The 15,236-nt window shown below is 61.2% G+C and carries 11 protein-coding genes; 6 read left to right on the top strand and 5 right to left on the bottom strand.

Going from position 1 to position 15,236, the window contains the following annotated elements:
* Positions 1-13 precede the first annotated feature (13 nt).
* A complete protein-coding gene (locus M8Q45_RS15825; RefSeq protein ID WP_249875510.1) occupies positions 14-1,033 on the top strand; it encodes a quinone-dependent dihydroorotate dehydrogenase in 1,020 nt (339 codons plus the stop codon).
* Between the two features lie 375 nt (positions 1,034-1,408).
* Complete coding sequence (locus M8Q45_RS15820) at positions 1,409-2,605, top strand: ISL3 family transposase (RefSeq protein ID WP_249875509.1); 1,197 nt, start codon at positions 1,409-1,411, stop codon at positions 2,603-2,605.
* Between the two features lie 123 nt (positions 2,606-2,728).
* Here the strand turns inward: M8Q45_RS15820 and rmf are convergent, their stop codons facing one another.
* On the bottom strand, positions 2,729-2,944 hold the full coding sequence (gene rmf, locus M8Q45_RS15815) for a ribosome modulation factor (protein ID WP_003223300.1): 216 nt from the start codon (positions 2,942-2,944) through the stop codon (positions 2,729-2,731).
* 531 nt (positions 2,945-3,475) lie between these two features.
* On the opposite strand from rmf, the gene rlmKL reads away from it, so the two are divergent.
* Together rlmKL and M8Q45_RS15805 are read left to right on the top strand one after the other, a co-directional pair.
* Positions 3,476-5,746 (top strand): bifunctional 23S rRNA (guanine(2069)-N(7))-methyltransferase RlmK/23S rRNA (guanine(2445)-N(2))-methyltransferase RlmL, encoded by a 2,271-nt coding sequence (gene rlmKL, locus M8Q45_RS15810; RefSeq protein ID WP_249875508.1) that lies wholly within the window; start codon positions 3,476-3,478, stop codon positions 5,744-5,746.
* A gap of 140 nt (positions 5,747-5,886) precedes the next feature.
* Entirely contained in the window at positions 5,887-8,271 is a 2,385-nt protein-coding gene (locus tag M8Q45_RS15805; protein ID WP_249875507.1) for a sensor domain-containing diguanylate cyclase, read from the top strand.
* Between the two features lie 129 nt (positions 8,272-8,400).
* Here the strand turns inward: M8Q45_RS15805 and dacB are convergent, their stop codons facing one another.
* The gene (dacB, locus tag M8Q45_RS15800) at positions 8,401-9,867 is read right to left on the bottom strand and encodes a D-alanyl-D-alanine carboxypeptidase/D-alanyl-D-alanine endopeptidase (protein WP_249875506.1); all 1,467 of its coding nucleotides are present in this window, start codon (positions 9,865-9,867) and stop codon (positions 8,401-8,403) included.
* A 233-nt stretch (positions 9,868-10,100) separates the two neighbouring features.
* Between dacB and M8Q45_RS15795 the strand changes: the two genes are divergently transcribed.
* On the top strand, positions 10,101-10,445 hold the full coding sequence (locus tag M8Q45_RS15795; protein WP_249875505.1) for a YggL family protein: 345 nt from the start codon (positions 10,101-10,103) through the stop codon (positions 10,443-10,445).
* A 112-nt stretch (positions 10,446-10,557) separates the two neighbouring features.
* On the opposite strand, the gene M8Q45_RS15790 is transcribed toward M8Q45_RS15795, so the two are convergent.
* On the bottom strand, positions 10,558-11,748 hold the full coding sequence (locus tag M8Q45_RS15790) for a benzoate/H(+) symporter BenE family transporter (RefSeq protein WP_249875504.1): 1,191 nt from the start codon (positions 11,746-11,748) through the stop codon (positions 10,558-10,560).
* Positions 11,749-12,148: 400 nt separating this feature from the next.
* Here M8Q45_RS15790 and M8Q45_RS15785 point away from each other — a divergent pair, with 400 nt between their 5' ends.
* Positions 12,149-12,913 (top strand): GntR family transcriptional regulator, encoded by a 765-nt coding sequence (locus M8Q45_RS15785; RefSeq protein ID WP_249875503.1) that lies wholly within the window; start codon positions 12,149-12,151, stop codon positions 12,911-12,913.
* Between the two features lie 122 nt (positions 12,914-13,035).
* On the opposite strand, the gene guaD is transcribed toward M8Q45_RS15785, so the two are convergent.
* Entirely contained in the window at positions 13,036-14,340 is a 1,305-nt protein-coding gene (gene guaD / locus M8Q45_RS15780) for a guanine deaminase (protein ID WP_249875502.1), read from the bottom strand.
* Between the two features lie 18 nt (positions 14,341-14,358).
* A complete protein-coding gene (gene xdhC, locus M8Q45_RS15775) occupies positions 14,359-15,195 on the bottom strand; it encodes a xanthine dehydrogenase accessory protein XdhC (RefSeq protein ID WP_249875501.1) in 837 nt (278 codons plus the stop codon).
* Positions 15,196-15,236 lie beyond the last annotated feature (41 nt).

Raw genomic sequence — 15,236 nt, 5'->3', positions numbered from 1 at the left:
GTCAAACCCACCCATGTACACCCTGGCCCGTGAGCTGTTGTTCAAACTTTCCCCGGAAACCTCCCATGACTTGTCCCTGGACCTGATCGGCGCGGGCGGACGTTTGGGCCTCAACGGTTGGCTGTGCAAGGCGCCGGCGAAACTGCCGGTGACGGTCATGGGCCTGGAGTTCCCCAATCCGGTGGGGTTGGCGGCGGGCCTGGACAAGAATGGCGCGGCCATCGATGGCTTCGCCCAATTGGGTTTCGGTTTCGTTGAAATCGGCACCGTCACGCCGCGACCACAGCCGGGCAACCCCAAGCCACGGCTCTTCCGCCTGCCGCAAGCCGAGGCGATCATCAACCGCATGGGCTTCAACAACCTGGGCGTCGATCACCTGCTGGCCCGTGTAGCCGCGGCGAAGTACAAGGGCGTGCTGGGCATCAACATCGGCAAGAATTTCGACACGCCGGTGGAGCGCGCCGTCGATGACTACCTGATCTGCCTGGACAAGGTCTACGCCCACGCCAGCTACGTGACCGTCAACGTCAGCTCCCCCAACACCCCGGGGCTGCGCAGCCTGCAATTCGGTGATTCCCTCAAGCAACTGCTGGCCGACCTGGCCCGGCGCCGTGCGGAGCTGGCGGTCACCCATGGCCGGCATGTGCCACTGGCGATCAAGATCGCCCCGGACATGAGCGACGAAGAAACCGTCCAGGTAGCCCAGGCGCTGATCGAGACTGGCATGGACGCAGTGATTGCCACCAACACGACCTTGGGCCGCGAAGGTGTCGAAGGGTTGGAGCATGGCGACGAGGCGGGCGGCTTGTCTGGCGCGCCGGTGCGCGACAAGAGCACACACACCGTGAAAGTCTTGGCGGGTGAGCTGGCGGGACGCTTGCCGATCATTGCGGCGGGCGGGATCACCGAAGGCCGGCACGCCGCCGAGAAGATCACCGCCGGGGCGAGCCTGGTGCAGGTTTACTCGGGCTTCATCTACAAGGGGCCGGCGTTGATTCGTGAGTCCGTGGATGCCATTGCGGCGTTGGGGTGAACCGAAGGTTTGATCCATTGTGGCGAGGGAGCTTGCTCCCGCTGGACTCTGTAGGAGCCGTGTAGGAGCTGTGTAGGAGCTGTGTAGGAGCTGCCGAGCGAAGCGAGGCTGCGATCTTTTGATTTTGATTTTGATTTTGATTTTGATCGTTCGCTTGCCATTCAATTGCCTAGATCAAGATCGCAGCCTCGCTTCGCTCGGCAGCGCCTACACAGCCCAGCGGGAGCAAGCTCCCTCGCCACGGGATGGTGTTGTCTTTGAGATGCCCATTAAAAAGGGTTCTTCACGGATTCGTGGGGAAGAGAAGATTGACAGTCAGGGTTTAGGTAAATTGGAAGGTACCACCCAAACCAATTCCTGCCCCCTGCTGTCGACATGCATCCTATTGACCTTGCTTCGTTTTTTCCAGGCTATTACATCGCCTCTTCGATCTCTGCTCCCAAACTTTTGCAGCTGACCCTCGAACCCTGCGCCACGGTCATGCCGTTATGCGGTCGATGCCAGCAGCCCTGTCCCCTGATTCATGATCGGCGCTTGCGTCGAGTTCGAGACCGAGACCTGTTCGATCAACCGGTCCTGCTGCTGATACCTATGCGACGACTCGATTGCCTGAACTGTGGTCGGGTCAATGAGCACATTGATTGGTTGGCACCTTTCGCCCGGATGACGCAGCGCCTGGTCAACTGGATCGAGGTGTTGACGCTGATTTTACCTATTGCTCATGTGCGTCAATTAACCGGGCTCCATTGGCAGTCAATCAAGGATGTCGACAAGCGGCGCCTGGAGCGCAACGTCGCAGCCTTCGATCCCGGTAACGTGAAGCGCTTGGTCATGGATGAGTTCGCCCTGCACAAGGGGCACCGTTATGCGACGGTGATCATGGATGCTGACCGCAAGCGTGTGCTCTGGGTGGGTAAAGGCAATAGCCGAGAATCCATACGCCCGTTTTTCCAAGCCTTGGGCCAACAGTGTCAACAGATTGAAGCGGTGGCCATGGACATGAACACAGCCTTCGACTTGGAAGTGAAGCTCCATTGCCCGCAAGCCGAGGTGGTATACGACCTTTTCCACGTGGTGGCTCGTTATGGGCGTGATGTCGTGGATCGTATCCGGGTCGATCAGGCTAACGCTCTACGCCATGACAAACCCGCCCGTAAGGTGGTTAAGCAAAGTCGCTGGCTATTGTTGCGCAACAAGGAAAACCTCAAGGCTGAACAGCAAGTGCATCTCGACGAGCTGCTGGCCGCCAACCAGCCGCTGTCGACAGTCTATCTGCTCAAGGATGCCCTCAAGGATATTTGGTACGCACCCAGCGTTTGGGAAGGTTGGAGGCGCTGGCGAGCGTGGCAGAAACTGGTGACGCAAAGCGGATTACAGCCTCTGATACGCTTTGCCAAAAATCTCAGGAAATATTTGAGAGGGATCTTGGCTAGCGCTCGGTTCGCCATGCACACAAGCCTGCTGGAAGGGGTCAACAACAAGATAAAAGTCATCAAGAGGATGGCTTATGGCTTCCGGGACACGGCCTATTTCTTCTTGAAAATCAAGGCCGCCTTCCCCGGAAAACCGTGAAGAACCTTAAAAAGGGCTCCTCGAAGGAGCCCCCTGGGCCGCAGCCCGCCGTCCGGATGGGACGTGCGTGGTTAAATCGGTTTGGATGTCAGATTGTCGAGTTCTTGAGTAATAGGCCCTGTGTCAGCCGACGGCGTGAAGTTCGTTGAGTCTGTGGATACCCGCAGTGCCGGTCATACCGTCCCAGTTGTCGCCGCGTCCTTCCCGCCAGCCATTGATCCAGGCTTGACGTACCGACGGTAGAGTAAAGGGGCAAAGCTCACGGGATTTACCACCAACGCCATATTGGTAACCGCGTAAAAAAGCTCTTTCCAACGGATCACGCTTAAGTCTTCTCATAGGGTGTTGCCCTCACTTGTTGACTGTTGCTTAGCGTCGACCTCTATCGAGGCCGGGGCAGAATCATTCTGCCGTTGGTGGCTCGTTGCCGGCGTGACGAGCCAAGGTGTTGACGCCGTTGCGACGTCAACCTGTGGTGAGTTCTAACCAAAGCGTCACACGGATGGAATGATCGTTTTGTCATAAGCACGTAACAATAAAGATGTTAGTGCGATAAGTAACATCATGTTCGATACCCGCTTTTGAGCAAGACCCCTGTATGATCAGCCCTGCGCTGAAAGGCGGTCGCCGGAATCGAATGAGAATGTCCCCCTGTTGCACTCAGGTACTATTCGACGAAAGGGACGACTTTTCACAATTTGTTGCACAGAATTTTTTATCTGTCCTCGCATCTAAGCTCTTTGGACCTGAGCGGCGAGGACGGAGCGGCACACTTTCGTGCCACGCGGGTGCTCTTGAGAAAAGCACCTGATTGAACCCGGCCCGGCAATGCGTTGCCCGGCCCACTTAGCCCAAGGCTCTGGAAATCCCATGTCCGACCGTTTTGAACTCTTCCTCACTTGCCCCAAGGGCCTCGAAGGCCTGCTTCTTGAGGAAGCCGTCGGGCTTGGCCTTGAAGAGGCGCGCGAGCACACCTCGGCCGTTCGCGGCAGCGCTGACATGGAGACGGCCTATCGGCTCTGCCTCTGGTCGCGCCTGGCCAACCGCGTGTTGCTGGTGCTCAAGCGCTTCCCGATGAAGGACGCCGAAGACCTTTATCACGGCGTGCTGGATGTCGATTGGCAAGACCATATGCTTGCCGACGGCACCCTGGCGGTGGAGTTCAGTGGTCACGGCTCGGGCATCGACAACACCCATTTCGGCGCCTTGAAGGTCAAGGATGCCATCGTCGACAAGCTGCGCACCCCCTCGGGCGAGCGTCCTTCCATCGACAAGCTCAACCCGGACCTGCGCATCCACCTGCGTCTGGACCGCGGCGAAGCGATTCTCTCCTTGGACCTCTCGGGCCACAGCCTGCACCAGCGCGGTTATCGCCTGCAGCAAGGCGCCGCGCCGCTGAAGGAAAACCTCGCCGCCGCGATCCTGATCCGCGCTGGTTGGCCGCGCATTGCCGCCGAAGGCGGGGCGCTGGCCGACCCGATGTGTGGCGTCGGCACGTTCCTGGTGGAAGCGGGGATGATCGCCGCCGACATGGCGCCGAACCTGCGTCGCCAGCAATGGGGCTTTACCGCCTGGCTTGGTCACGTGCCGGCGTTGTGGAAGAAGCTTCATGAAGAAGCCTCTGAACGCGCCGCTGCCGGGCTGGCCAAGCCGCCGTTGTGGATCCGTGGCTACGAGGCCGATCCACGGCTGATCCAGCCGGGTCGCAACAACGTCGAGCGCGCGGGCCTGAGCGAGTGGATCAAGATCTATCAGGGCGAAGTCGCGACCTTCGAGCCGCGCCCGGACCAGAACCAGAAGGGCCTGGTGATCTGCAACCCGCCGTATGGCGAGCGCCTGGGCGACGAAGCCAGCCTGCTTTATCTCTACCAGAACCTTGGCGAGCGCCTGCGCCAGGCCTGCCTGAACTGGGAGGCCGCGGTGTTCACCGGCGCGCCGGACCTGGGCAAGCGCATGGGCATTCGCAGCCACAAGCAGTATTCGTTCTGGAACGGCGCCTTGCCCTGCAAGCTGCTGTTGATCAAGGTCCTGCCGGATCAGTTCGTCACGGGCGAGCGTCGCACCCCGGAACAACGCCAGGCCGAGCGTGAGCAATCCGCCTACGACCAGGCCCCGGATGTCCCGCAGGAGCGCCAGTACAACAAGAACGGCAACCCCATCAAGCCAGCCCCGGCCCCGGCACCCGTGGTCGAGCAGGCGCGCCTGAGCGAAGGCGGGCAGATGTTCGCCAATCGCCTGCAAAAGAACCTCAAGTTGCTGAGTAAATGGGCCAAGCGTGAAGGCGTGGACTGCTATCGCGTCTACGATGCCGACATGCCCGAATACTCGATGGCCATCGACCTGTATCACGATTGGGTACACGTCCAGGAGTACGTCGCGCCGAAGTCCATCGATCCGGAAAAGGCCTCGGCCCGCTTGTTCGATGCGTTGGCGGCGATTCCCCAGGCCTTGAACGTCGACAAGAGCCGTGTCGTCATCAAGCGCCGCGAGCGCCAGAGCGGCACCAAGCAGTACGAGCGCCAGAGCGCCCAGGGCAAGTTCACCGAAGTCAACGAAGGCGGCGTGAAGCTGCTCGTCAACCTCACGGATTACCTCGACACCGGGCTGTTTCTCGATCACCGGCCCATGCGTCTGCGAATTCAGAAAGAAGCCGCCGGCAAGCGCTTCCTCAACCTGTTCTGCTACACCGCGACCGCCAGTGTCCACGCTGCCAAGGGCGGCGCCCGCAGCACCACCAGCGTCGATTTGTCGAAAACCTACCTGGACTGGGCGCGGCGCAACCTGTCGCTCAATGGCTTTTCCGACAAGAACCGCCTGGAGCAGGGTGACGTGATGGCCTGGCTGGAAGCCAGCCGCGATGAATACGACCTGATCTTCATCGATCCGCCGACCTTCTCCAACTCCAAGCGCATGGAAGGCGTGTTCGATGTGCAGCGCGATCACGTCCAGTTGCTGGACCTGGCCATGGCGCGCCTGGCGCCGGGCGGCGTGTTGTATTTCTCCAACAACTTCCGCAAGTTCCAACTCGAAGAGAACCTGGCCGAGCGTTACGCGGTGGAGGAAATCACCGCGAAGACCATCGATCCGGACTTTGCCCGAAACAGCAAGATTCACCGTGCATGGAAAATCACGGCACGCTGATCTCGTTGATTGGATCCACTCAAGCCTTGAAATTCAAGGCTTCCGGGTGTTTTTGGGGCTGGCTAAAATAGTGGCATATAGCTATAACTTAGCTGTGACCGGGGCCGTTCAAATGCCTGGTCCTTTTCTGAGTTGTGGGTATGGCATTACATCCGGTGCATCCCAGGATCCTGGGTTTTATCAGCGAAGATGCTTCAGCGTGGCTGGTGGCCTCACTGGTCCTGGTGGCGGGGGGCTTGCTGACCGGCTTGTTGGCCTGGGGCACGCTGAATCTGTTCAATCAGCAAGTGCGCCAGCGTTTCGCGCTGCAAGTCGACGAGCGCTACAGCCGCATCGAAGAGCGCTTCCAGGACCAGGTGCAACGCCTCGACAGCCTGAGGCGTTTCTTCGCCAATTCCGATGGGGTTTCCAACACCGAATTCCATGGCTACACCGAAGCCATGCTGCGCCATACCCGGGCCTTCGCCTGGGCGCCCCGGGTGCTGCGGGACGAGCGGCAGGCATTCGAGCACCAGGCCCGGGCCGAGGTGTCCGGTACGTTTACCATTCGGGAGCCGGACGAGGCGGGCCTGCTGCGGGAGGCCCCCGAGCGGGACGAATACGTACCGGTGCTGTACGTCCAGGGCCAGCCCTCCTATGGCGCGCCGCTGGGCCTGGATCTGCTTTACCAACCCACGCGCCGCGCAACGCTGGAACGGGCCCGCGAACGTAACGCCATGACGGTGTCCAAGCCCCTGGACCTGGTCGGCGTCGATCCGATCTTTTCCAGGGGAATCATGCTGGCCGCGCCAGTGGTGCGGCATTCCGCAAATAAGCTGTTGGGTTTCGTCGTGGCTGCGGTCAGCATGCGCCAACTGATGTCTGATGGCCTGCCGGATCCAGGTCATGACAACCTGTCGATGCGGGTGCTTGACCTGTCCAGCGACGATCATCAAGAAGTGCTGTACGAGAGCCCTGACCGCCCGGGCAAAAGCGAGTTGTCGGCGACCCGGCTGTTGCGCTTGGCCGATCGTGACTTCCGGGTTGAGCTGCGACCCAGCCACTTGTTCCTGTCGAGCAACCATTCCGGCGTGATGAGCCTGACGGTGCTGGGCGGGTTACTCAGCCTGATGCTCAGTGTCTTGTTCTACACGCTGGTCAGCCAGCGGCAACGGGCCCTGGCGTTGGTGGAGCAACGGACCCAGGAACTGCGGGCCAGGGAAATGGAATTGCGCGGGACCCATGGCCAGTTGAGGGGCGTGCTCGACGCCGCGACGCAGGTCGCGATCATTGCCACTGATTTGCGCGGTGTCATCACGACCTTCAATGCCGGTGCCGAGCAGATGCTCGGTTATCAGAGCTGCGATGTCTTGCAGAGCATGACCCTGGAAAGCCTCCATGTCCCACGCGAGCTGCAGGAGCGGGCAGCCCAGCTCGCCGCTCGCTTTGGCAAACCGATTCCCACCTGCCACGCCATGTTGCTGGAAGGCGGCGAGCAGGGTGGCCAGCAGGCGCGGGAGTGGACGCTCGTGCGCCGCGACGGCAGCTATCTGACGGTGAACATGCTGGCGACGCCGGTGCTGGACGACCAGGGGCTTTGGGTCGGGCACCTGGCGATCTGCATCGACGTCACCGAGCGCAAGCGCGTCCACGAAGCATTGGCCGCCAGGGATCTGTTGTTGAAGAAACTCAGCGCCCATGTCCCCGGCGGCATCTATCAGTTCAAGATGGATTTCAACGGCAGCTTCAGTGTGATTTACGCCAGCGATGGCATCCGCGATATCTACGAATTGGAGCCGGACGTGCTGGTACGGCACGCCGAAGCGATTTTTTCCCGGATTCATCCCTTGGACAGCGCGCGGGTTCGCGCGTCGATCCGCACTTCGGCCGATACCCTGAGCCCATGGCGCGAAGAGTATCGGGTGCAACTGCCACTGCGTGGCCTGCGCTGGGTCCGCGGCGAGGCAACGCCCGAGCAACTGCCGGGCGGCGGGGTGCTGTGGCACGGTTATATTTCGGATATTTCCGATCTCAAGCGTGTGGAAGAAGAGCTGCGGGCGCTGTCCGTGACCGACACCCTGACTGGAATTCGCAACCGGCGTTATTTCCAGGAGCGGCTGACCTCGGAGTTGGCCCGGGTCGAGCGCGGTTCCGGGGAAATGGCAGTCATCATGCTCGACATTGATCATTTCAAACGCATCAACGATCAATATGGGCACGCGATGGGCGACCGAGTGTTGCAAGCGGTCTGCGAGCGCATCACCCAGCGACTGCGACGCACCGATGTGTTCTGCCGGCTGGGCGGGGAAGAGTTCGTGGTGTTGTGCCCGGACACCGACGGCGAAAGCGCCTACACGCTGGCCGTGGGACTGTGGGACGGCCTGCGCGGGGCGCCGATCGAGGAGGTGGGGGTCATCACTGCGAGTTTTGGCGTCGCCAGCCTTCGCCCCGGCGAAGGCGCCGATGCGCTGCTGTTGCGGGCCGACTCGGGGGTCTATGCCGCCAAGCAGGCGGGGCGCGATCGGGTCGAGGCGCCGTTGGGATAGTCTTTTTTACTCGAGCCGATGTGGGAGCGAGCTTGCTCGCGATAGCGGTGTGTCATTCAGCATCGATGCCTGCTGATCTACCGAATCGCGAGCAAGCTCGCTCCCACACTTGATCTCTGTCGTCCCGGCTCAGAGCACTGAAGCCGCCTGCGGGAGCTTCGGCTGGCGATACAGGTCAAGCAATACCTGGTCCAGCACCGAAGAGGCGCCCCATGGCTTCGGATCGTTGAGGATCGCCACGACCGCCCAGGTGTTGCCGTTGATGTCGCGGCTGAAGCCGGCGATGGCGCGGACGGTGTTCAGCGTGCCCGTCTTGATGTGGGCTTCGCCGGCCATGGCGGTGGTCTTGAGGCGCTTGCGCATGGTGCCGTCGGTTCCGGCGATGGGCATCGAACTGATGTATTCCGCCGCATACGGACTGTGCCATGCCGCCTGCAGCATCGCCGCCATTTCCCGGGCGCTGACCCGTTCCGCGCGGGACAGGCCCGAGCCGTTTTCCATCACCAGGTGCGGCGCGGTGATGCCTTTCTTGGCCAGCCATTGGCGCACCACCCGCTGTGCAGCCTTGGCGTCGTCGCCGTCGGCCTCGTTGCGAAACTGCGCGCCCAGGCTGAGGAACAGTTGCTGGGCCATGGTGTTGTTACTGTATTTGTTGATGTCGCGGATGATCTCCGCCAGGTCTGGCGAGAAGGCCCGGGCGAGCAATTTGGCGTTGCCCGGGGTCGCGGCCAGGCGATCGTTGCCCTGGATGCTGCCGCCCAGCTCCTTCCAGATCGCCCGCACGGCGCCAGCGGTATAGGTAGCGTGGTCGAGCAATGACAGGTAGGTCTGGGAGCTGCATCCGTCGCCGAGTTGGCCACTGACGGTGACGGTCATGCTGCCATCGGCGTTTGCCACCGGGTTGTAGCGAACGCCGCCGGCGCATTGCTTGCCATTGACGGCCTTGACCACGTTTTCGATGCGGATGCTGGCAATCGGCGGCTCGACCGAAACCAGCACCCGGCCGCCGTCATTGCGGGCGACGAAGCGCAGGGCCTTGAGGTTGACCAGCAGCGAGTCGGGCTTGACCAGGAAGGGTTTGTTCTCGTCGTTGCCGTCGTCGTTGAACTCCGGCAATTGTGGCTGGATGAAGAAACTCCGATCCAGCACCAGGTCGCCGGTCACCTGCTGCACGCCGTTGGCCCGCAGGTCGCGCATCAACAGCCAGAGCTTCTCCATGTTCAGCTTGGGATCGCCGCCACCCTTGAGGTACAGGTTGCCGTTGAGGATCCCGCCACTGAGGGTCCCGTCGGTGTAGAACTCGGTTTTCCACTGGTGGTTCGGCCCGAGCATCTCCAAGGCCGCATAGGTCGTGACCAATTTCATGGTGGACGCCGGGTTCACGGAGACATCGGCGTTGTACAGCGTCGGCGTTCCCGGGCCATCGAGCGGCACCATGACCAAGGACAGCGCGTTGTCTTGCAGCTTGCTGTTCTTGAGGGCCTTTTGCACATTCGGCGACAGGGCGGTGTTGATGGTGGCGGCGTGGGTGGTGACGGGAAGGGCCAGGGGAAGAAGAAGGCTGGCCAGGAGCAATGGACGCAAAGATTTGATCATGTGAAGTAAAACCCTGCAGGCGAGGGGGGAAAAGACGAGGGCATGAAAATGAACGCCCTCAACGGTCATGAAAGTTCGGCATTATGCCCCAAGGCGCAACGGCTTGTGCCGTGCCCAAGCCCGTCGAAGCGGTATTTTTTTACCGGCGGTAGCGCGAGATGCCCGATGAGTCGGGCAATCGGCGCACCAAACTGGTAAAGTGCCGGCCGTTATTACTTATGAGGATTGTTCCAATGGCGACTAACCGTTCCCAGCGTCTGCGCAAAAAGCTGTGCGTGGATGAATTTCAAGAGCTGGGTTTCGAACTTAACCTGGATTTCAAAGAAGATCTGGCCGATGAGGCTATTGACGCTTTCCTCGACGCTTTCCTGAAAGAAGCCATGGAAGCCAACGGCCTGGGTTATGTCGGCGGTGACGACTACGGCCTGGTTTGCCTGCAGAAGCGTGGCTCGGTGACCGAAGAGCAGCGCGCTGCCGTTGAAGCCTGGCTCAAGGCCCGTCCTGAGCTGACCAGCGTTGAAGTCAGCCCGTTGCTGGACGTGTGGTACCCGGAAAAGCCGATCAACTCGAAGGCTTGATGGTCTGACCGGTAGCCCGTACTTCGGGTTGCCGGTCAAAAGATCGCAGCCTTCGGCAGCTCCTACATTTGATGCGTGCATCTGTAGGAGCTGCCGAAGGCTGCGATCTTTTTCAGGCGCTACGCCAATTCAGAATCACTAAAGTCAACACCCCCGCCACAATCCCCCAGAACGCCGAACCGATGGAAAACAGCGTCAGCCCCGACGCCGTGACCATGAAGGTGACCAGCGCCGCCTCCCGTTCCTTCACTTCGCTCATGGCGATGCTCAAGCCATTGATGATCGACCCGAACAGCGCCAGTGCGGCGATGGACAGCACCAGTTCCTTGGGCAGCGCCGCGAACAGTGCCGCCAGCGTTGCACCGAACACCCCGGCGATCCCGTAGAAAATCCCGCACCACACCGCGGCCGTGTAGCGCTTGTTGCGATCTTCATGGGCGTGCGGCCCGGTGCAGATCGCTGCGCTGATCGCCGCGAGGTTGATCCCGTGGGAGCCGAACGGCGCCAGCAGCAGCGAGGCAATGCCGGTGCTGGTGATCAGCGGCGACGCCGGTACGTTGTAACCATCGGCGCGCAGCACGGCAATGCCAGGCATGTTCTGCGAGGTCATCGCCACGACGAACAGCGGGATGCCGATGCTGATGGTGGCCGCCAGGGAAAAGTGCGGCGTGGTCCAGACCGGTGTCGCGACTTCCAGGGCGAAACCGCTGAAATCCAAAAGTCCCAACAGGCCCGACAGCACGGTGCCGACCAGCAGCGCCGCCAGCACCGCGTAACGCGGCGACAGGCGCTTGATGATCAGGTAGGTGAAGAACATGCCCAGCACCAGGCCGGTGCGGTGCTGGGTGGCGACAAAAATCTCGCTGCCGATCTTGAACAGGATGCCCGCCAACAACGCCGCCGCCAGCGAGGCCGGAATGCGCTTGACCAGGCGCTCGAAACTGCCGGTCAGGCCGCAGATCGTGACCAATATTGCGCAGGTGATATACGCGCCGATGGCCTCGCCATAACTCACGCCACCCAGGCTGGTGATCAGCAACGCCGCGCCGGGGGTCGACCAGGCAATGGTAATCGGCGTGCGGTAGCGCAGGGACAGGCCGATGGAACACACGGCCATGCCGATGGAAATTGCCCAGATCCACGAGGAAATCTGCCCGCTGGTCAGGCCCGCCGCTTGCCCGGCCTGGAACATCAGCACCAGGGAACTGGTGTAGCCCGTCATCATGGCGATGAAGCCGGCGACGATGGCCGAGGGCGATGTATCGGCCAAGGGACGAAGTGGCGCGGTCGTGACTTCGGTCATGGTGGCGGTGTTCCTTGTTGTAGATTGTCTGGACTCGGGCGAGCCATTGCTTTTGTGGCGAGGGAGCTTGCTCCCGCTCGGCCGCAGTAGGAGCTGTCGAGTGCAACGAGGCTGCGATCTTTCCCCTGACACTTGAATCACCAAGCGAAAGATCAAAAGATCGCAGGCTCCTACAGAGTCCAGCGGGAGCAAGCTCCCTCGCCACAAAACCGAGGTTTAAGCCTAAACTCAACACCGTGGTCGATTGCAATACAGCCATGTCCGCAAAGAGCCGTACAGTCGTGTTGCCATCAGAGGTTGTGTACAATCGCCGTGTTATTTACGCGATACTTGCCAGCGACCCGCTGTGCCGTATTACAGTCACGGTCAAATCGCCGCAGTTCTCCCGACTCGAGTGCCCATGAACGAACAGTTGCAGCCCCTCAAGAAACAACCGCGAGCAGGCAAAGCCGGCCGCAGCGGAACCCAGGACGACATTGTCTATGCGCACATTTTCGAGGCCATCCTCGAACAGCGCCTGGCGCCCGGTACCAAATTGAGCGAAGAGGCACTTGGGGAGATTTTCGGGGTGAGCCGCACCATCATTCGCCGTGCGCTGTCACGCCTGGCCCATGAAGGCGTGGTGCTGTTGCGGCCCAATCGCGGCGCGGTCGTTGCCAGCCCGAGTGTCGAAGAGGCACGCCAGGTGTTCTTCGCCCGGCGCATGGTGGAGAAGGCGATCACGGAACTGGCGGTCCAGCACGCCAGCGCCGAGCAGCTTGCCGAGCTGCGGCAGATGGTCAGCGACGAGCGCGACAGTTTCTCCCGCGGCGATCGTGGCGCCGGCATCCGCTTGTCGGGCGAGTTCCATTTGAAGCTCGCCGAGGCGGCGAAGAATGCCCCGCTGATCAGCTTCCAGCGCAGCCTGGTGTCCCAGACTTCATTGATCATCGCCCAGTATGAAAGCGGCAATCGATCCCACTGTTCCTATGACGAACACACCCAACTGATCGACGCCATCGAGGCCCGCGACGCGAAGCTGGCGGTGGACCTGATGATGCATCACATGGACCACATCGACAGCAAGCTCAACCTCGACGAAGAAAGCGCGTCGGATGACTTGCACGCGGTGTTCTCGCATCTTTTGCAGAGCAAGAAACCAGGGCGTGCGCCTGCCAAACTCTGACGGTTGAATCAGTCATACCGCCAATCGCGAGCAAGCTCGCTCCCACAGGGTTAGTGTGAACAACACATATTCCCTGTGGGAGCGAGCTTGCTCGCGATGGCGGTCCAACATGCGCTGAAGTTTTAGCGCTGGTGCACCAACCTCCCAGCCGCATAAGTCTGCGCCACCGTCCGGTCATCCCCCAGCGTCATCAACACGAACAACCGCTCGGCAATGTCCTTGGCCTGCTTCAGTCGATAGCTCAGCAGCGGCGTGGCGTTGTAGTCCAACACCAGGAAATCCGCGTCCGTTCCCGGCTGCAACGTCCCGATCTTGTCCTCCAGGCGCAAGGCCCGGGCGCCGCCGAGGGTGGCCAGGTACAGCGACTTGAACGGGCTCAGCCGCGCCCCTTGCAACTGCATGACCTTGTAGGCTTCGTTCAAGGTGTGCAGCAGCGAGAAGCTGGTGCCGCCACCCACGTCCGTGCCCAGCCCTACGTTTACCTTGTGCTTCTCGGCCATCGGCAGGTTGAACAACCCGCTGCCCAGGAACAGGTTCGAGGTCGGGCAGAAGGCGATGGCCGAACCCGTTTGCGCCAGGCGCGCGCATTCGTCGTCGCACAGGTGAACGCCGTGGGCGAACACCGAGCGTTCGCCGAGCAATTGGTAATGATCGTAGACGTCCAGGTAACCCTTGCGCTCCGGAAACAACGCCTTTACCCATTGCACTTCCTGCAGGTTCTCACTGATGTGGGTCTGCATGTACAGGTCCGGGTATTCGCTGAGCAATTGGCCGGCCAGGGCCAGTTGTTCCGGGGTGCTGGTCGGCGCGAACCGCGGGGTCACGGCGTAGTGCAGGCGACCCTTGCCATGCCAGCGCTCGATCAGCGCCTTGCTTTCGGTGTAGCTGGACTCGGCGGTGTCGACCAGATAGTCCGGGGCGTTGCGGTCCATCATCACCTTGCCGGCGATCATCCGCAGGTCGAGTTTCTCGGCCACCTCAAAAAACGCGTTCACCGATTGCGGGTGCACGCTGCCAAACACCAGGGCGGTGGTGGTGCCGTTGCGTAGCAGTTCCTTGACGAAAATATCCGCCACTGTCTCGGCATGGGCCTTGTCGGCGAACTGGCTTTCGCAGGGGAAGGTGTAGGTGTTGAGCCAATCCAGCAACTGCTCGCCGTAGGCGCCGACCATGCCGGTTTGCGGCAGATGGATGTGGGTGTCGATGAAGCCAGGGGTGATCAGCGCGTCCGGGTAATGCGTGATCTCGATGTCCGCCGCCAGGGTCGGCAGCAGGTCGCTGGCGTGGCCGATGGCGCTGATCTGGCCATTTTCCACCACCAACAGGCCGTCTTCGAAATATTCATGGGACGCCTCGATGCCCACCTCGGCCGGGTCGGCGAGGCTGTGGAGCAGGGCGGCGCGGTAGGCTTTGCGTGTCAGGGGCATGGTCTGTCTCGATAAAAATTAGCGCTGGCTGCGGCGCGAAACCGGCAGCAACTTCGCAATCGGTTCGGCGCGCGACGTGTGCTGGCCGAAATCCGCGTTATAGGTGGCGATGATTTCGCCGGCGATGGAGATGGCAATTTCCACAGGCAACTTGCCTTTGACTTCGCCGATGCCCATCGGGCAACGCATGCGTTGCAGGGTGCCGCTGTCGAAGCCGCGATCACGCAGGCGGTGTTCGAACTTGACCCGCTTGGTCTTCGAGCCGATCAGGCCGAAGTAGGCAAAGTCGTTGCGCTTGAGGATCGCGGCGCTCAGTTCCAGGTCGAGCTGATGGTTATGAGTCATGACGATGCAGTAGCTGCCGGCGGGCAACTCGTCGACTTCATCCAGCGGGTCTTCGGTGACGATTTTGTGCACGCCATGGGGCAGGTGTTCGGGGAACTCGGCTTCCCGCGAGTCGATCCAGCGCACCCGGCACGGCAGGCTCGCCAGCAGTGGCACCAGGGCGCGGCCGACATGACCGGCGCCGAACACGGCGATCTGCGCCTGGACCTGGCCCATGGGTTCGAACAGCAGCACGGTTACGCCGCCGCAGCATTGGCCCAGGCTGGCGCCGAGGCTGAAGCGCTCCAGATGGGTGTCCTGCTGGCCGCTGGCGAGCATGTTCCGGGCGATTTCCATGGCCTTGTATTCCAGATGTCCGCCACCGATGGTGTCGAACGTCTGGCTGGCGCTGATGACCATCTTCGAGCCGGCGTTGCGCGGCGTGGAGCCGAGCTCTTCGATGATCGTCACGAGCACGCACGGTTCACCGCGGGTTTGCAGGTCGGCGAGGGCGCTGATCCAGTTGTACATATTCACCTCGACATCTCTGTTGTCTGTTTCGGCCTTATCGC

Origin of the sequence: Pseudomonas sp. T1.Ur (assembly GCF_023516725.1) — a bacterium.
Lineage (GTDB): Bacteria > Pseudomonadota > Gammaproteobacteria > Pseudomonadales > Pseudomonadaceae > Aquipseudomonas > Aquipseudomonas alvandae.
Note: the sequence above shows the minus strand (reverse complement) of the source record. Positions and strands in the feature narration are given on the sequence as shown.